The sequence below is a fragment of the uncultured Phascolarctobacterium sp. genome, assembly GCF_958349595.1.
In the GTDB taxonomy this organism is placed as follows: domain Bacteria; phylum Bacillota; class Negativicutes; order Acidaminococcales; family Acidaminococcaceae; genus Phascolarctobacterium.
This window is the reverse complement of the sequence record NZ_CATWDQ010000019.1, coordinates 1-18,911: the sequence shown is the minus strand read 5'-3', so window position 1 is coordinate 18,911 and position 18,911 is coordinate 1. Positions and strand designations below refer to the sequence as shown.

General features: G+C 48.0%; 15 protein-coding genes. 1 reads left to right on the top strand and 14 read right to left on the bottom strand.

Annotated elements, in window-relative coordinates; genetic code table 11:
- Window positions 1–42: 42 nt before the first annotated feature.
- From thiE to tkt, 4 genes are all read right to left on the bottom strand, one after another.
- Window positions 43–681 (bottom strand): thiamine phosphate synthase, encoded by a 639-nt coding sequence (gene thiE, locus Q4G98_RS10890; RefSeq protein ID WP_366917006.1) that lies wholly within the window; start codon window positions 679–681, stop codon window positions 43–45.
- A gap of 10 nt (window positions 682–691) precedes the next feature.
- Entirely contained in the window at window positions 692–1,513 is an 822-nt protein-coding gene (gene thiM / locus Q4G98_RS10885; protein ID WP_177560654.1) for a hydroxyethylthiazole kinase, read from the bottom strand.
- Window positions 1,510–2,313, bottom strand: a complete 804-nt coding sequence (thiD, locus tag Q4G98_RS10880; protein WP_293718292.1) for a bifunctional hydroxymethylpyrimidine kinase/phosphomethylpyrimidine kinase — start codon at window positions 2,311–2,313, stop codon at window positions 1,510–1,512. Before thiD ends, thiM begins: the two co-directional genes overlap by 4 nt.
- A 98-nt stretch (window positions 2,314–2,411) precedes the next feature.
- Window positions 2,412–4,397 carry a transketolase gene (gene tkt, locus Q4G98_RS10875; protein WP_298564783.1) on the bottom strand — a complete coding sequence of 662 codons (1,986 nt, stop codon included), beginning with the start codon at window positions 4,395–4,397 and terminating at the stop codon, window positions 2,412–2,414.
- 417 nt (window positions 4,398–4,814) lie between these two features.
- On the opposite strand from tkt, the gene Q4G98_RS10870 reads away from it, so the two are divergent.
- On the top strand, window positions 4,815–6,161 hold the full coding sequence (locus tag Q4G98_RS10870; RefSeq protein ID WP_298564781.1) for an anaerobic C4-dicarboxylate transporter: 1,347 nt from the start codon (window positions 4,815–4,817) through the stop codon (window positions 6,159–6,161).
- A gap of 121 nt (window positions 6,162–6,282) precedes the next feature.
- On the opposite strand, the gene fusA is transcribed toward Q4G98_RS10870, so the two are convergent.
- From fusA to Q4G98_RS10820, 10 genes are all read right to left on the bottom strand, one after another.
- Window positions 6,283–8,346, bottom strand: a complete 2,064-nt coding sequence (gene fusA, locus Q4G98_RS10865) for an elongation factor G (protein WP_177560652.1) — start codon at window positions 8,344–8,346, stop codon at window positions 6,283–6,285.
- Between the two features lie 223 nt (window positions 8,347–8,569).
- Window positions 8,570–8,770 (bottom strand): hypothetical protein, encoded by a 201-nt coding sequence (locus Q4G98_RS10860; protein WP_301961985.1) that lies wholly within the window; start codon window positions 8,768–8,770, stop codon window positions 8,570–8,572.
- Window positions 8,771–8,774: 4 nt separating this feature from the next.
- Window positions 8,775–11,351 carry a GLUG motif-containing protein gene (locus Q4G98_RS10855; RefSeq protein WP_301961984.1) on the bottom strand — a complete coding sequence of 859 codons (2,577 nt, stop codon included), beginning with the start codon at window positions 11,349–11,351 and terminating at the stop codon, window positions 8,775–8,777.
- A gap of 29 nt (window positions 11,352–11,380) precedes the next feature.
- Window positions 11,381–12,997 carry a ShlB/FhaC/HecB family hemolysin secretion/activation protein gene (locus Q4G98_RS10850; RefSeq protein ID WP_298565643.1) on the bottom strand — a complete coding sequence of 539 codons (1,617 nt, stop codon included), beginning with the start codon at window positions 12,995–12,997 and terminating at the stop codon, window positions 11,381–11,383.
- Window positions 12,991–13,341: a helix-turn-helix domain-containing protein gene (locus Q4G98_RS10845; protein WP_298562840.1), complete on the bottom strand. Its 351-nt coding sequence runs from the start codon at window positions 13,339–13,341 to the stop codon at window positions 12,991–12,993. The genes Q4G98_RS10850 and Q4G98_RS10845 overlap by 7 nt, the downstream gene beginning before the upstream one ends.
- A gap of 327 nt (window positions 13,342–13,668) precedes the next feature.
- Window positions 13,669–16,443 carry a PAS domain-containing hybrid sensor histidine kinase/response regulator gene (locus Q4G98_RS10840; protein WP_298562842.1) on the bottom strand — a complete coding sequence of 925 codons (2,775 nt, stop codon included), beginning with the start codon at window positions 16,441–16,443 and terminating at the stop codon, window positions 13,669–13,671.
- A gap of 259 nt (window positions 16,444–16,702) precedes the next feature.
- Complete coding sequence (locus Q4G98_RS10835; RefSeq protein WP_298562844.1) at window positions 16,703–17,050, bottom strand: hypothetical protein; 348 nt, start codon at window positions 17,048–17,050, stop codon at window positions 16,703–16,705.
- The gene (locus tag Q4G98_RS10830; protein WP_298562846.1) at window positions 17,044–17,715 is read right to left on the bottom strand and encodes an RNA polymerase sigma factor; all 672 of its coding nucleotides are present in this window, start codon (window positions 17,713–17,715) and stop codon (window positions 17,044–17,046) included. Before Q4G98_RS10830 ends, Q4G98_RS10835 begins: the two co-directional genes overlap by 7 nt.
- An 11-nt stretch (window positions 17,716–17,726) precedes the next feature.
- A complete protein-coding gene (locus Q4G98_RS10825) occupies window positions 17,727–17,936 on the bottom strand; it encodes a hypothetical protein (protein ID WP_298562848.1) in 210 nt (69 codons plus the stop codon).
- Between the two features lie 11 nt (window positions 17,937–17,947).
- Entirely contained in the window at window positions 17,948–18,268 is a 321-nt protein-coding gene (locus Q4G98_RS10820; RefSeq protein ID WP_298562850.1) for a hypothetical protein, read from the bottom strand.
- Window positions 18,269–18,911 lie beyond the last annotated feature (643 nt).

Genomic DNA, 18,911 nt, shown 5'->3' with positions numbered 1-18,911 from the left:
TAGCTATCGCCGTAACAGCGATAGCTATTTTTATGTGCTTTTTTATGCATTTTTATAGGCAGCGGCAATCGTTTTGAATTTACGCACCTCTGCTTCAATATCGGCTGCCGCCAGAATCCCGCTGACAACAGCGGCACCGTTGGCGCCGGTTTGCAGCACCTGCCCGAAATTAGCGCTGTTGATACCGCCGATACCGACGATAGGCGCCGCAGTTGCCTGCCTGATGCTTTGCAGACCTTCCAGCCCTAAATAACCGGCGTCGGTTTTGGTAGTAGTACCAAACACAGCGCCGCAGCCTAAATAATCGGCACCATCTGCCAGAGCCTGCCTGGCTTCTTCGGCATTATGGGCCGAGGCGCCTATGACAGCCTGACCGCCTAAAAGCCTGCGTACTACGGCAACAGGCAAGTCGCTTTGCCCTACGTGTACGCCGTCGGCCTGCACCGCCAAGGCAATATCCAGCCTGTCGTTGATCAACAGCGGCACCTTATACACCGTACACAGATTCTTGAGCAGCTGCGCCCGCTCAAACAGCGTGCGGCTGTCGGCGTCTTTATCACGATACTGCAGCAGGGTCACGCCGCCTTTAAGCGCCGCTTCGATGCAGGCGGCAAAATCACGCCCCTGTAAAAGGCCTGTATCTGTCACCAGATAAACGCTGTAATCTATTTTTTGTTTCATCTGTTCCATCTCACTGCTTCCGTTCCGGGTCCAAATGCAACACGTTCCATTTAGTCGTAACGTGGTAAACGCCGTCAAACAATCGTGTTTTGAACATTCCCGGTCCATCTTTGGTTTCCATAAAGCCTGCGGCCAGCTCTGCCGCCTGCCCCATGATAACTATGCCTAAAGCCGCAGCCAGCAATGGGTCTTTTGTCACTGCCGCGCAGCAGGCACACAACGTCGTCGTCATGCAGCCGGCCCCGGTGATCTGCGTCAGCAGCTCATGACCGCCTGTCAGCACCAACGCCTGTTTACCATTGCTGACGTAATCAGTAACGCCTGTAACTGCAAAAACGCAGCCATATTTTTCTGCGGCTTCCTTCGCTACCCGCAGCCCGTCAGGCACATCACCGCTGGAATCCACGCCTTTGCCTTCGGCTTTTTCTTCCAGCAGCGCCATACACTCAGCATAATTGCCGCGGACAATAGTTATCAGCCCTTCACGCAAAAGCTTCAGCGCAAAAGCCAGACGCAGCTTGGACGCCATCACCCCTACCGGGTCTAAAACGACCGCTATGCCTTTATTCCTGGCAGTAACAGCCGCCGTTTCCATAGCCTGCATTTTAGCTTTGGCAATAGTGCCAAGATTCAGCACCAGCGCGTCGGCATTAGCCGTTATTTCAGCTGCTTCCTCCGCTTCATCGGCCATTACCGGCGAAGCACCCGCACACAAGGTTATGTTGGCGCAGTCGCCGGCAGTCACATAATTGGTCAAATGATGGATAACGGGCCGTTTTGCACGCACTGCATCGACAATCAGGCCAAATTGGCCTTTGATGACCAAACTCATTTTAACCAGCCTGCCTTTCTGTACAAATCAACAAAATGATGTGTCGGACCACAGCCGCCGCCGATCGGCAGACTGTACTCTATCGCTTCCGTTACATAGGCTTTCGAAGCTGCCACTGCCTCAGCCAGGCTCAGGCCCAGGGCAAGGTTGGCTGCCAGCGAGCTCGATAACGTGCAGCCTGTTCCATGCGTATTTTTAGTATCGATACGTTCACCCATAAACCAGCGTTCCGTGCTGCCGTCAAACAGCAGATCATCGGCACTGCCGTTCAGGTGCCCGCCTTTGACCAGCACTGCCTGGGCTCCCAGTTCTAAAATGCGTGCAGCCACCGGAAGCATTTCTGCCTTTGTCTCCACCTTCATGCCGCTGATCACTTCTGCTTCGGGCAAATTAGGCGTTACCAGCGTCGCCAGCGGCAGCAGTTCTTTGACCAGCGTCTCACAGGCTTCCGGCGCCAGCAGCGGATAACCGCTTTTAGAAATCATTACCGGGTCCAGCACCACGATCTGCGGTTTATAATAACGCAATCTGCCGGCGATCGTTTTAATGATTTCAGGATGCGAAACCATGCCTATTTTGACAGCGTCGACGCGAATATCGTCGAAGACTGCGTTGATCTGCGCCTCGACCACTTCGGCGTCAATATCCTGCACCATCGTCACGCCCTGTGTATTCTGCGCCGTTACCGCGGTAATAACGCTCATGCCGAAGGTGCCATGGGCGGCAAAGGTTTTCAAATCGGCCTGTATCCCGGCGCCGCCGCTGGAATCGCTGCCTGCTATCGTTAATAAATGTTTCATCATTACTCCTATCTGCGGTCAGCAGTGTGACATTGTTTGCCGCAAACGAAACGGGCACGGGCCTAAAAGTAAGCACCATGCCCGTTAAGATTTAGATTTTAGAGGACGCTTTTTACTTTAGCGACCAGATTCTGAACAGTAAAGCCATATTTTTCCATCATCACATCACCAGGTGCCGAAGCGCCGAAACGGTTGATGCCAAGTACATTGTTTTCACTGCCGGTATAACGGCTCCAGCCCAAAGTAACGCCTGCTTCGACAGCAATCTTCGGCAAGCCTTCAGGCAATACGGAAGCTTTATAAGTGTCGCTCTGAAGTTCAAAGGCATCCCAGCTTGGCATCGAAACCACGCTGACCGCAATACCTTCTTTCGCCAGTTCAGCCTGAGCTGCCAGCGCCAGATGCACTTCGCTGCCGGTAGCGATAACGACCGCTTTTGCCTCTCCCTGACCCGGGTTCAGCACATAAGCGCCTTTATAAGCATTTTCGTGTACGGTAGCGGCATAATCATGCAGCACCGGTAATTTTTGACGGCTCAAAAGCAACGCTGTCGGTTTATGCATGTTCATGCAGGCCATCTGCCAGGCAGTCGCAGTTTCCAAAGCGTCTGCCGGACGGAATACCGACAATCCCGGGATCATCCGCAGGCTCATCGTCTGTTCGATCGGCTGATGCGTCGGTCCGTCTTCACCCAAAGCAATACTGTCATGCGTAAGCACGAAAATAGAACGCAGTCCCATCAAGGCCGCCATACGCATAGCCGGACGCATAAAGTCGGCAAAAACGAGGAAGGTGCCGCCGAAAGGAATGAAGCCGCCATGCAGAGCAAGGCCGTTAAGCACGGTGCCCATAGCGTGTTCGCGCACGCCGAAATGAATATTGCGGCCGCTGCGGTCGGTTTGTGAAAAATAACCGGCATTTTTCATCACAGTTTTATTAGAAGGCCCCAGGTCAGCGCTGCCGCCTACCAAATCAGGCAGCTGCATGACCAGTTTTTGCAGGATATCACCGGAAGCTTCACGGGTAGCTGTTTTAGCAACATCTTTAAAGATCGCTTCCAGATCATGCAGATTTACCAGCGCATTGCCGCTGATACGTTCTTCCAGTTCAGTGCCCAGTTCGGGATAAACAACTTTATAATCAGCCATCAATGCTTCCCAGGCTTTTTGGTTATCCTGGCAATCTTCGATTTTATTTTTGAAATGCTGGCTGACGGTCAGCGGCACATAGAAAGGTTGACCAACAGGCCAACCTGCTTTTTCTTTAGTCAGCGCCAACGCTTCCGCGCCCAAAGGCTCACCGTGGCAGGAAGCACTGTCCTGTTTCGGGCTGCCATAACCGATATGGGTACGGACAATGATCAGACTTGGATGCGAGGTATCTGCCTGCGCCTCTTTCACAGCCGCTTCCATAGCGTCGATATCTTCGGAATCAGCTACACGCAGCACCTGCCAGCCATAAGCTTTAAAGCGTGCTTCTACATCTTCAGTGAAGGCAATATCGGTAGAACCCTCGATAGTGATTTTATTATCGTCATAAAGGTAGATCAATTTACCCAGTCCCAAAGTACCTGCCAAAGAAGCAGCCTCGCTGGCAACGCCTTCCATCAGGTCGCCGTCAGAAGTCAGACCATAAGTATAATGATCGATAACAGTAAATTCAGGTTTGTTGTATTTGTCCGCCAGCATCGCTTCAGCAATGGCAAAACCTACACCCATGGCAAAGCCATGTCCCAGCGGACCTGTAGACGCATCTACGCCTGCCGTATGGCCATATTCAGGATGCCCCGGAGTTTTGCTGCCCCATTGACGGAAGTTTTTCAGTTCCTCCAGAGAAAGATCGTAGCCGGCCAGATGCAGCATTGCATATAGCAGTGCGCTGCCATGACCCGGCGACAAAATAAAACGGTCACGATTGAACCAGTTAGGATCTTTTGGATTATAGTGCATAAAACGGTCCCACAAAGTATACATCAACGGTGCCGTGCCCAAAGGAAAGCCGGGATGCCCCGATTTTGCCTTCTCTACCTGGTCAGCCGCCAAAAAGCGTAAAGTATTAACAGATGCATGATCAATAGCCTGCATTTACTGAACCCTCCCAATAAGTCATAGTAATACATTAATTATAGCATAAGTTGCTATAATTAACATCGTGTATTTTCCAGTGTTTTTTATCTGACAGTCCATTATCAGTTTTTTGTCATTAGCAAAGCATTATAAAGCTTATTTATCTCTTCACATTACAATCCTTCTTGAAATAAAATTTTAAGGTCTAGTCATAAACGCCAAAATAGTGTATACTAATTCCTGTGATTATTTCGCTATTATCATACACTTTATTTATATAGTGTCACCATTCCCTTCGGGCCCCTTGCCTTCTAAAAACTATGTGCGTATTGGAAAAGGGCATCTCCGACCGTGGCATAACAGGTAAAGCTGTATACCTTGACGTCGTTAGATATATTTTTATTATTATTTATTTTATTTCTCGGAGGTGTCTTGATGTTAATGTTTTTAGGTTTTATCGTTTTGATGGCATGTCTGGTAATCGGCGTTCGACGCGGCGGTATCGGCCTGGCTACTATTTCTGGTATCGGCCTTGTTTTCTTTATTTTTATTATGGGCCTGAAACCCGGTAAACCACCGGTCGACGTTATGCTGACGATCATGGCGGTAGTTACCTGTTCAGCATTTTTACAGGCGTCCAAAGGTCTTGACGTAATGCTGAAATATGCGGAAAAATTTCTACGCAGTAACCCCAAATATATTACGATCCTTGCGCCGCTTACCACCTGGCTGCTCGCCGTTTTATGCGGTACCGGGCATGTAGTTTACGCTATGTTCCCTATTATTTATGATATTTCCATAAAACAAAATATCCGTCCGGAACGACCCATGTCTGTTGCTTCCATCGCCTCTCAAATGGGCGTCTGCGCTTCGCCGGCTTCAGTAGCCGTTGTTTCTGCCGTAGCCATTTTAGGTGCTACCGACCAGCCTTTCGGCGTTATGCAGATCCTTTCCATTTCCATTCCGGCTACTTTTATAGGCGTTATAATCGCCGGCCTTTGGAGCCTCAACCGCGGCAAAGATCTTGATAAAGACAGCGAATTCCAGGCCAAAATCGCAGACCCTGAACAAAAAGAATTTATTTACGGCGGTCTGCAAGAGCAAAGTCTTTTAAATGTCTCCCTACCCAAAAGCGCTTATCAGGCAGCTTTAGTTTTTCTGCTGGGTATCGTCGTCATTGCCATCTTTGGCAGTTTCCCACAATTATTACCTCATTTTCCCAATGCCAAAGGCATTTTAAAACCCTTCTCCATGACGCCTACCATTCAGCTAATGATGCTTTCTATTGCAGCTGTTATCATGGTGCTGTGTAATGTAAAAACCTCAGAAGTCGCTTCCGGCTCTGTTTTCAAATCAGGTATGACAGCTATTGTTTCAGTCTACGGTGTAGCCTGGATGGCCGATACATATTTCGGTGCTTATCTGCCCGTTATGAAACAATCTTTAAGTGACGTGGTCCTTGCTTATCCCTGGATGTATGCAGTAGTTTTATTTTTAGTTTCCAAACTGATCAATTCCCAAGCTGCTGCTGTAACCGTAATCGTACCAATGGCATTGAGCGTTGGTGTCAGTCCTTTAGTAATAGTTGGCTTTATGCCTGCAGCTTACGGTTATTTCGTTCTTCCTACTTATCCATCTGATCTGGCCTGTATCGGCTTTGACCGTTCAGGAACGACACATATCGGCAAATTCATCATCAATCACAGTTTCCTGCTGCCAGGACTTATTGGCGTAGGCAGTGCCTGCTTTGCCGGATATATGCTGGTGCATTTGGTCTACTGATTTCTGACCTTTTAACAAAATTTACCAAAACCAAAGGGTTTATCAATATATTGGAGTCACAAAAGCGGTTTGCCACTAAAACAAACCGCTTTTCCTTTTACATTTGCAGCAACTACATCAATTATTGAGCTTCCTTAGCCTCGGCAATGATCTTTTCGGCCATTTTCATCGGAACGTCCTCATAATGGTCAAACTTCATTTCAAAAGTGCCCAGACCCTGGGTCAGCGCACGCAGGTCAACTGCATATTCAGAGATCTCGGCATAAGGGACCTGTGCTTTGACGCAGCCCATACCGTCTTCCAGACTCTGCATACCCAAAATACGTCCGCGTTTCGAATTCAGGTCGCCAATAACGTCGCCCATCATCGATTCGGCACAATAAACATCCAAATTATAAACCGGCTCCATCAAAACAGGTTTAGCCTGTTCCATAGCTTTTTTGAATGCCATATTAGAAGCGATCTTAAACGCCATTTCCGAAGAATCGACGGTATGATAAGAACCGTCAAGCAGCGTGATACGAACATCTACTACCGGATACCCGGCCAAAATGCCGTGTTCCATAGATTCACGCATACCTTTTTCAACTGCCGGGATATATTGACGCGGTACGGCACCGCCAAAAATCTTATCAACAAACTCGAAGCCTTCTCCTGGCGGCAGGGGTTCCATTTTGATCACTACGTGACCATACTGACCATGTCCACCGGATTGTTTCTTATGCTTGCCTTCAACCTCCGCAGTTCCGCGGATAGTCTCTCTGTATTCAACGATAGGCGCACGCAGATCGGCTTCCACGCCGAATTTACGTTTCATACGCTCCATAATGATCTCGATATGCTGATCGCCCATACCACTGACCAGAGTTTCCTTGGTAACAGTGTTTTTAGTAACTATGATTGTCGGGTCCTCGTCCATCAAACGGTTCAAAGCAGTGGCGATCTTCTCTTCCTCGCCTTTCTTTTTAGCGTAAATGGCACGAGTATACATCGGCAGCGGGAATGCGATCGGTGCAAACAACACAGGAGAATTCTTATCGCTGAGCGTATCGCCCGTAGATGTAAACTGCAATTTAGTAGTAACGCCGATATCACCGGCAACTACTTCTTTCATCGGAATCTGAGTTTTACCGCGCATTGTAAAAATACCGCCGATACGTTCTTCTTTTTCACGGCTGGCATTATAAACCATGCTGTCGGCTTTGATCGTACCCGAAAATACTCTAAAGAAGCTCAACCGGCCCACAAACGGATCGGATGTAGTTTTGAAAACCAAAGCGGCCATCGGCGCGTTAGCGTCGCGGATCTCTTCTTCTTCGGTTTCCGGATTCGTAACGACAAAATCGTTCAGTATTGCCGGATAGGTAAAGTCGATGATCGCGTTCATAACACGGCCCAAACCAATATCTTTATATGCGCTTCCGCAAAGGACAGGGAAAATAATCGCCTGACGAATGCCCTTGATCAGGCAGTCCATAATTTCCTCATCGCTGATAGTTTCGCCTTCCAGATAACGCATCATGCAGTCATCGTCAGCCTCAACAGCCGCTTCGACCATTTTTTCATGCGCTTCTTTGGCATACTCCAGCATATCTTCAGGAATGTCCATTTCGATGGAATCGTTGCCGTTAGCTTTATAAGCCTTCATTTTATAAAGATCGATAACGCCGCAGAAATCGGCTTCCTTGCCGAGAGGTAATTGCAGCGGCAATACGCGTTTACCGATCTTAGCACGCAGATTTTCAAGAATACTATCAAAATCAGCATTTTCACGATCCATCTTATTAACAAAAATGATACGCGGCAAATGTGCTTCTTCTGCCAGTTTCCAGCATTGCTCAGTGCCGACCTGCACGCCCGAAGTAGCGCATACAACGATCAAAGCGCTGTCAACGGCACGGAAAGCGCCTTTGACCTCGGCTACAAAGTCAGCAAAGCCCGGTGTATCGATAAAATTGATTTTGGTATCACGCCACTCAACAGGCGCCAAAGTTGCATTGACAGATACGCCGCGTTTGATTTCTTCCGGCTCATAGTCAGTGGTGGTAGCCCCGTCTTCTACCTTGCACATTCTGGAAATTGCTCCCGAACGATACAGTAAGGCTTCGGTAACAGACGTCGTTCCAGCCCCACCGTGACCCACAATGGCCACGTTTCTGATCCTATCTCCAGTATACTCTTTCATGATTACTCCCCCTTGTCCTAGAAAATTTGATGTTATTACAATTCGCTGATTACAAGGGCTTTTCCTGCATTTTGACTGAAATTTAAGAATTTACTGTTTTTAAAACAGCAAAGTGTAACGCAAGTAACAATAAATAAAAAATGTATCTGTATTTACAAAATAATCATTTGACACTCTCATTACTATACCAAAAAAGAACGCAGACCGAAGTCTGCGTTCTGGATCAATCCTGTTCTTCCTCTATTTTGATACCGTCGTCATCGACATTTACCTTGATCTGCTCGTTCCCAAATTTGATGCCGTCGCCTTCGATCATCACTTTAACATGCTCTTCTTGGTCACTGGTGAGGCTGTTACTGATGCGCCGCTTGATATTTTGCTGTTCCGGCCTGTTTTCCTGCTCTGTAATATCAATATTTACCAATGCATTACGATAAATAGTTTCTTTTGGTATTTCCGGCTTTGGCGGTTCGGGGGGGATTTGGTGGATCTGGCGGTTTATTGCCCTTGACTACCAAAGCTGTGGCATTACCCTCAGCCTGTTTGATTTCATAATTAGCCAGCGTCTTATCCAGGCTGCCGTTGATCGCAAATTCTCCTGCCGTCTTACCGTCTGTGTCAGTAGTAAAATGCAGATCCTTCTTAATATCTACATCTAATTCCTCCCATTTATCGTTGACAGCCAGCTCGCTGATAGTACCTTTAAAATCAGGTAATGAATCACCTGCCTGAATCTCAGCCTCATCAGCAGTAACAGTCAGCGTTGCTTTATTGATAGTGAATTTAGTGCCATCATTAACTATAGTTATATCATAACCGTCCTGCCCGGAATAAAGTAGATCACCCAAAGCGTACTCTCCGGCATTCTTTTTAGTCCCTACTGAAATACCGTCTGCAAAACCACTTAACCCCGAACTTTGTTCAGTACTATCGTAAACAGTATTGGCAGCAGCGTTAATATCATTACCATTGATCGTGATTTTTTTCAAAAAGCCCTTTAAAAGAGGCGTAGTATACCCATTATAGAATTTCCAGGAATTTTTTGACGCCGTATCTAATCCAGCTTCAAATGCTTTGCCAAAGTCTTCCATGCTGAGTAATGTACTGCTGCCAAATTTTTTATAGCCTAAAATTGTATCGCCGTTTCTGACTGCATAATAGGCATTTGAAATGCCGCTACCATCTGCAATTATATTATATCCATTTACTATTTTACCAGTATTATAAACGTTTTTTATTTCAGCGTCATTTACTGCAACAATGCCTGCAGCAGTTGCATCATAACCATTTCCAGTAATTACACCAGTATTATAAGCATTTTTTATACTACCATCATAGCTTTGGCCTGCAATACCACCTAAGTAATACTGCCCTTTAATATTTCCGCTATTATAAACGCCATCAATATCCCCTTCATTATAACCGGCAATACCTCCCAATGCCATATCATATCCGCCTATATCATCGTCACTAATATTGCCTTTATTATAGGAATCACTGATATTACCATAATTTTCTCCAGCAATACCACCTATATACACACCCCAGCTGCTTTCACCAGCACCTTTTATATCTCCATTATTAAAAGCATTGCTGATCATACCATCATTTTTACCAACTATTCCACCCAGTAAATAATCCTCACCTTTGCCTGTTAAAGTTCCACTATTATCAGAATAACTGATCACGCCGCCGTTATCATTGTAACCGGTAATACCGCCAATCTGTGAAGATATACTTGTTCCTCCATCATGAACTGTGCCCTGATTATGTGCGTCAGCTACAATTCCTGCGTTATGACCTGCAATGCCGCCGATACGGGCACTCTGATTTATGCTGCTTACCTTCATTCCAAGATTGTAAACATTTTTCAGCTGTCCAAGATTCTCTCCTGCAATACTGCCAACATTACCGCCACTGGAATCAGTAAAAAAAGATACACTTCCACCCTGCATCGTCAAATTATGTACAAAAGCATTTGTATTTAAAACATCAAAGAGCCCTGCATTATTATAATATACTGCCTCAGGATCACTCTTACTATCGATATTGATATACAAGCCTTCTATAGCGCAGCCAGCCCCATCTAAAGAACCATTAAAACCGCTATCTCTGCCAATAGGAATAAATCCCTTGCCCGTATTCCAGTTTGCTGTATCACTGGCATCAATATCATTAGCCAACATATAATCACCAGCAAGATTATTATTGACCGCCTGCAATTCATTAATATTATGTACCAGCATGGCATCGGTTATATTTTTACTGTTGCCGCTCAGATCCTGTATATTGGTACCTGACAGTACCTCACTGCCTTTTTTATCAACAGCTTCACCACTTGCATAATCGCTGACATTTATATTTGCAGTTTTCTTTACTTCATACCCAACCGTCACTTTATTATTAGCACGCAGGGTGATGTCGCTATTACTGCCCGCTTTCAGCGTAGCAGCATTGAGCAGCGAAATGTTATCGCCTTCCAGCACGATCTTATTGGCAGTCAGCTCGCCCAGGTTGATGATGTCACCGCGTACTTTTTTGGCCGCAGCCGCACTCAAGGTGCTGAAAGCACTGCCGTCAAAACCTGTTCTGTCCTCTATCGTCCGTGTCGATGCCGTCAGCTGCCCGACGTTGACTTTGGCATCGGCTCCAAACAGGATACCGTTAGGATTGACTAAAAAAACGTGTACATCATTACCAGTAATATTACCCAATATCTCGCTTTTGGTGTTGCCGGTGACATAATTCAGCACGGCCTGCATCCCGCTGAAATTGACTGTTTCGTTCTTCCCTATGTTAAAGCTGTTCCAGTCGATAGCTACATTGCCGCTGCCTGTGATATTCATTTGGTTTCCGCTGGGATTGAATGAACCTTGATTTACGCTTCCTGCAACTACCGTTCCCCCCTGGGGCAGGGCATAACCCCAGTTGGGCAGCAGCAGCATACCGCCGCTCAACACTGCCGCCAGTATGCGTTTATGTAATAACAGTTTTGTTTTCTTCATGCTTCCCTCTCTCCTTCTCCCGCTCGCTTTTAAAACAGTTTATAGGCTAAAAACCATATCCTGCCATTTTTATCATTTTCTTCGCTTTGGTAGGCTTCGCCGTTGATCTTTCTGGCGTAATCGACACGCAGGTAATAATCATTCGGTTTGGCGTATTGCACACCAACGCCCCAGCCTGCCAGATTACGGCGCTCGCCAATACTTTTGCTCACTTCCACCTCACCCCAGTCGATAAAGGTCGCCAGGCTGAGGTTAGTGATGGGCGTGGCGCAGCGCAGTTCTGCCGTTGCCTGGTAGCCCACGCTGCCGCTGGCTTCGCCCTGCGGATAGGCCCTTACTCCGTCGGCGCCGCCCAGGCTGAACTGCTCACTGCCATCCAGATCTTTACTGGCCAGCTGGCTGTGCAGGTTGACGTGTAAGTTAACAGCATGTCCCAGCATTTGGATATGGTTGACGTCGGTATTGAATTTATGGTAGGTACCTTCGTTACTGGTGCTGATGTCGTCGTAGGTCAATCTTCCGGCATAGTAAAGGGCACTGTAGCCGGTGTAGCTGCCTGCTCCCCTGCTGTTGCCAACAATGCCCAAGTGCAGGGCATCGCTGTGTTTTTTAGTATTAAAACCGAAGGTCCTCAGTTCGTCCTGCAGCTGACGGTTGTCGTAGCCGTAGGCTGCTGCTAAATAGCTGCGGCTGGTATTCACTATAGGCGTACTGCCGTAGATGCTGAAGGTTTTCGCCCTGCCGACAGCGTCCAGAATATTGTAGAAGCCGCTCAAGGTATAATCCATCAGGCTGTAGCTGACGCCTAAACGGCTGCCGTTAGTGCCCACTGGCATTTCATAGCCCAGATTATAGTTGTGCAGGTCGCTGTTGGTCAGCATCCCGCCAACAAAAGCTTTGTCGCCATATCCGCCAGGGTTGTTCATGGTCGTCTGGAAGCCATAGCGGTAGCGTCCGCTGTACTGGCCACCGTGGTTATCCGTATATAAGACGGTATCGAACTGTTTTTTATCGGCCAACGTCACGGTCAGGTCGGTGCTGCCTACTTCTGTGCCTGCACTCAGGATGCCGGCGGCAGCTATGCCCGGTAAGTCGTTCAGGTTATTCAGTGCTGTTTCCAGCGGGGCGTTTTTGATAATGTCACCCTGATGCAGGCTGCTCAAAAAGCTGGCGGCCTGTTCTGCGCTGAGGCGGGATTGGTTATCGATCCTGACCTCGCCCAGAGTACCCAGCAAAATACGTATTTCTACGACGCCGTTTTGAATATCCTGCTGCGGTAAAAACGCCGTGGCTACAGTATAGCCCTGACTGCGGCAATAATCCGTTATTATGTCGGTTGCCTGCTGCAATTCGCTGACGCTGATCTCCCTGCCGGTATAGTCTTTAGTCAGGTCTGTAAAAATTGCCGGGTCGATCGCCTCCTGCCCGGTAAAATTGAAGCTGGTAAGCATAAACTTTTGCTCGCCCTGCACTTTGCCTGCTTCCTCCGGCGCTGTTACCTGTGCCTGCTGTTCAGCCTGGCTGCGGTTCTCTTCCAGCGCCCGCACCTGCGGATCGCTGCCCGGCAGCGCCGCTGCTGCCCAAGCTGTCGCCGTTATTCCCAAAGTTAAAACTAATGCTATACTTTTTCCTGCTGTTTTTAACAATCTGCTCTCCCCTTAATTACAGCTTTTTGTTCTTCGCTCTCTGCCAATTCCCTGCTGTCTAAAAACTGCTTCAGCTCTCGCATTCCCGGGCTGCTGTCCCAATAATCAAGCATTTTTTGTGACTCGTCCTCCAACGTAAAAAAATCGTTGAACGTGCAATGCAAAATATTGGCAAGCCGCAGCAGGATCACAAGCCCGACCGTAACTCTGCCGTGTTCGATATTACTGAGATGCGTCTGACTGATCCCCAGCTTGCGCGCAAGCTCCTGCTGCCTGATTTGATGGACAGCACGGAGTATTTTGATCTTTTTGCCTATCTCTTTGATCTGGCCTTCGTTATACATTTGCCACCACCTTTGCTGCAGCCGCAGCAGCATTTTGTTCAGCATTTAATTTTATATTTTTTAATTTTTATGCAAAAACTTTTATCATAGTTATATGTATTATAACATCGATGTCCCCCCCCGCAAGACACTTACTTTTAGTGTGAGTAAAAATTTTATTGTATCTTGCCCAGAACCTTATGCTGAAAAGCAGTACTCCTCTCACCGTCTGCACCCTGCCTTTGCTTGCGTCAGCTTCAAAAAAGCACAAAAAAATACCGCTCAGCATTACACTGAACGGTATTAGTCCGTTACTAATTTCAAATTTTATGTGCCTGCAGTCTTATTTTACTTCCACCATCTGCGCAAAGCGGCAAACAATACCTCCAGATTGATCGGTTTGGTAATGTGATCGTTCATCCCTGCATTTTTAGCCTTACCGGCATCAGTAACAAAAGCGTTCGCCGTCAGCGCCAAAATCGGAACGCTGGCAGCATCTGGACGAGGCAGGGCACGGATAGCGGCAGTCGCTTTGTAACCATCCATCACCGGCATCTGGATATCCATCAGCACCGCATCGTAATAGCCGGGCAGTGATTTTTTAAACCTCTCTACAGCCAGCAGTCCGTTTTCGGCGGTCTCTACAGTCAAACCGTGCATCTCCAGCAGCTCTACAGCTATCTCACTGTTCAGCTCATTATCCTCTGCCAGCAAAACCCTTTTGCCCTCCAGATGTATGTGCTGCTCAGGCAAAGTCTCGACAGCATCCGCCTTATAAGTATCGCAGAACAGCTGCAAAACGTGCAGCATCTTGGATTTGAAAAGCGGCTTGCTGATAAAAGCATCAGCCCCGGCGTCAATAAATTCCTTTTCGATATTGGAATAATCATAAGCCGAAATAATAATGATCGGCACCTTGGAACCAACCTGCCTGCGAATGACCTTCACCGTTTCCAGTCCGTCCATGTCCGGCATCTTCCAGTCCAGGATCACCGCATAAAAATCCTCCTGCCGCTGGTGCGCCTCCACCACACACTCCACAGCCTCGGCCCCCGACATCACCCAGCTGCTGCGCATACCCAATTCCTGCAGCAGCATCGTCGCGCTTTCACACACAGCCAGCTCGTCGTCAACCACCAATACCGGCAGTCCCGCCAGCTCCTCAGGCTCCTGCTCCTCCCGCATCTGCAATGCCAGCGGCACAGTTACAGTAAAGGTGCTGCCCTCACCGGGACGGCTCTGTACCTCGATCGTGCCGTTCATCATCTGCACGATATTCTGCGTTATCGCCAGCCCCAGCCCGGTTCCCTGGATCTTACTGATACTTTCATCGTTGGCACGTGCGAAAGGCTCAAAAATATGCTGCATATATTCTTCCGGCATACCGATACCATCATCCGCAAAAATAAACTCATACCGGCCCTGTGAATCGATCTCCGAATTCAATTCGTTGATCGTCAGGCTGATCTTACCGCCTGCAGGCGTATATTTGATCGCGTTGGAAAGCAGATTGGTAAACACCTGCCGCAGCCGGTCACCATCAGTTATCACATGCTCGTTACGCACATTAAAGATATTTACTTTAAACGCCTGCTGCTTATCCTGCATCAACGGCCGGCACATACTGACGATATCGTCCACTACATCCGGCAGGCTCACTTCTTCCAGCATCAGGTCTACTTTGCCGCTCTCGATCTTCGACATATCCAGCACTTCATTGATCAGCCGCAGCAAATGCCTGCTGGAAACATTGATCTTGTTCAAACAGCCGCTCACCTTCTCCGGCTCAAATAAATTGGCCTTGGCGATCGCCGTCATCCCGATAATGGCATTCATCGGCGTGCGGATATCATGCGACATCGACGACAGGAAATTACTCTTGGCAAGATTGGCAACGTGCAGCGACTGATACGCGTCCTCCAGAGCCTTGCGCTGCCGCTCCTGCTCCTGACGTTCCTCAGTCACGTCCAGCCCGACGCTGTAAATAGAAGGTATCCCGTCCCAGCTGTCTTCCGCGCTCACATAACAGAAAGTCACCATCAGCAGCTTCACCTCGCCGCTGCGGCAGACGAACCTGAACTCGGAAACATTATACTCGCCAGTTTCCGAAATAGATTTCATTAAAGCGGCAGCCCGCTCCGCGTCATCCGGGTGTACATAAGTACATTTACTGTTCAGCTCGTTTTTAAACTGTTCCGCCGTATAACCCAGCATCTCTAAAAAGTTACCGCCATACCACATCACAGTCTCGCAGTCTCTGGCGTCCACCCTGGCCAGACCGCCGGGAATAGTTCTTAAAATAGCCTCCCGTTCCAGATCCTTTTTCGCCAGCTTATACTCAGCGCTCAGCATATCATGCGACAGCTCGATCCTGGATTTGCGACCCTGCCAGTTGATGAGCCTGTCCCTGATCATAAACCTTTTTTCCAAATTAGGATTATCAAACTCCCAGGCGCAGACATCCTCCTCCGTCAATTCCGCATTATTGCAGAACGGACAGGGACTGGTACGCCCCTGAATGACCTCATAGCACTTTCTGCCCAGCCCCTCTTCTTTGGTCATATGCAAAGTAGCACAGCTGGTCTTATTCAGAAACAGCAGCTCATAAGTCTCAACGTCAGCGATATAAATATTACCGACATACTCGTCCATCATCCACTCAAAATAACGTGTTTTCTCATCCAGCAGCCTGTCACGCTCCGCCCTCAGCTTGGTCACATCGCTGATATCAGAATAAACAGCCAGCGCGACCCGCCTGCCCTCATGCTCCTCGTCAGTTATCATGGCGTTGATGCTGATCCAGGCATGGTCACCGTTTTTAAGCGGTCTGCGGCAGCTTGTCTTCACCAGCTTCTCACCCCTGGCCAGACTGCTGTCAAAGGCATGCCTGATGCGAAAAAACTCGTCTCCGTTCCCGGCATAATATGCTTTGATCGTAGGAAACAACGACTGATATTCCGCCTGGGTAAAACCGGAACTTTTATAAAAATTATCATTGCCCCATAAAATCGTCAAATCATCATCCAAAAGCAACTTACAGACATTGATCCCCACACTGTCTATCAGTGCATTATAACCCATTACTGCATTCAATTCCGCTGACGGCTCTCCCTGCTGCTTCATCTAACCAGACGCTCCTTTTATATCCACTGTAAATTATATTTTTCTCGTTCGTATATATAGTTATTTTAACAAAAAAGGCTATATAATACCATAACTAAAATAAATATTTTTCATTTAATTAGTAAAAAACATTAATTATAAATTTCAAATAATTATTTTTAACCTATTATACTCGGCTTTATTTCTGCATTTACCCCTTATAACAACGCTAAAAAAGCCATACACAGACAGCTTTCGGCAATCTGTGTATGGCCCAGTATCAGCGCCGCCCGGACAGACTTTCTATCAGCTGACGCAGACGTTTTTTGTTTCCCTCATAATCTACTGCAGCAGACGCAGCCAGCGGCATTGCCGCCGCTTTCCGGCGGCTGCGCACACGCTCCTCCTCCCACAGCGCCGCATCCATATCATAAAAACGCGGAAACCGCTGCCCTGACGCCAGCCGCTCACTGCACTTCAAAAACAGCTCACTGTCCAGCGCCCCGTAACGCTGCACCCAGGCATCCAAAAGCCGCCGTTTTTCCTCCTCTCCATACGCCGGCACCGCAAGGCCCGCCGCCTTAAACAACGCCAGCGCCCTGCCTATCGTCTGATACGGTTTCAGCACAACAGCTCACCACCCTGTATACCCGCCATCAATATCTTCTGCAGATGCCTGATCGCCCGGGCCCTGATCCTGCTGACCGCCGACTTTTTGATATGCAGCAGCCGTGCGATCTCTGTTCCGTCCTTATCCTCAAACAACTCAGCCTGCAGCACATACCGCTGCTTTTTGGTCAGACAATCCAACAGGTCTTTTACTGCAAACCGCAGCGTCGCCTGCTTCTCGTTATAGCCAAACCGTTTGTATATCAAAGTATCCAGCTGCTGCTCGGCCTGAGAAATACCGCCTTCAGCCTCAGCGTCGTACGACAACTCTTTATAATCATGCCTCTTTATCCGCCTGATCTCACTCCAGATCGCTGTCCGCAGGCAATACTTGATATGATTGCCAAACGCGGCCGCAGCCTTCGGCTTCCACACTGCCATCTCCTGCAGCAGCACCTCGCTCAAATTCTGCAAAATATCACCGGCGCTAAGCTGCAGATAATAACTGTTATTGACCAGACTCTTATAAATCAGCCCCTTAAAATTGAACAGTATCTGCAATTTAGCCTTCTCATCCCCCTGCTGCGCCAGTATCAGCAGCCTTTCAGTCGAATAAAGACCGTAACCGTTCTCACCGTCAGTAAAAAATGTTTCCAAATCACGCTTCAATTCCTGTATCTCCAAATCTACACTCCTCAGTCTCTTTTAGCTATATTTTCACGCTCACAGCATACGTCCGTCAAAAAAGCCGCTGCCGTCATATTTTCCATACACTCACAGCAAATATCGCCGCCCGCCGTCTCCCAGTAGCTGTCGCCGCTGCAGATCGGCTCGGCGCATACACAACACTGGCTCACAGCCTCTGCCTCAACCTCAGGCGCGGCCAGCCAGTCATTCTCGATCACATCAAAGCTGCTCAATCGCGGGCAGCTTTTTTTAATTGTTTGGTCAAAGCCTTACGCGTCAAAGCGCTGCAATCCAAATGCGCCGCTCTTGCCGCACGCCGCAGGGCATACGGCACCGTCACCTGCAAAATAACCTCCTCATCGTCTGCGTGCACGCGCCGCGGCCTCCCTGCCAGCCTTCCGTTTGGGGCCGACGCCTCCTTACAGGCACATCCCTGACCCTGCTGCAGCAAAGGGCATTTCAAAAGCAGATACAACAATCTGCTTTGCAGCCCCAGGCTCATACGCTTCTCCTCCATTTTTTCTGTTGATGTAACGATCTCGTTCATCATGATCATCCTTTCGTCGTGCAAATGTTTATGGCAGTATTCAGTACTTACTAAATAAGTATTACTTTACTTTGCTGTAAGTATTTCTTTGTCAGATTCAAGGTCAAAGTCCTAAGCAGTAAAACCCTATAAGTCTTAAAAACCCTGCTAACAAATTCAGTACTGAATACTGTCACTATATATAGGGCAGCGAACACCGGAAAAGTTTACATGCCAAAATAAGTTTTCACATACTATTCACAAATATCACTAAAATGTTATGAGCTGCTGTTAAAAACCACCTACAAAAATTTTTTCGAGCCGATGTAAACTATTAAGCCGAGCATAAGCTGCCTATGAGCGCCAGCGAAGCGGGCAGATCTCCTGCGAGCTTATCCAAAAGACGCGACTGCATAAGGAGCGGCGTGGATTTCCTATCCCGACGAAGTCGGCTTACCCAGTTCAAACCACCCTACAAAAATTTTTTTTAAAACGATGTAAACTTTTAAGCCTCTCGCTGCCCTATATATAGCGTGAGGGTTTCACCCCCTTGCCGATCAAATCAAAAAGGAGCATCACTACTATGCAAATGCAAACATCATCAACACCGCCGCTGACTGCGGCAGCACTCGCCGAGCTTATCGCCCTGGGACGCAACCGCATCTCA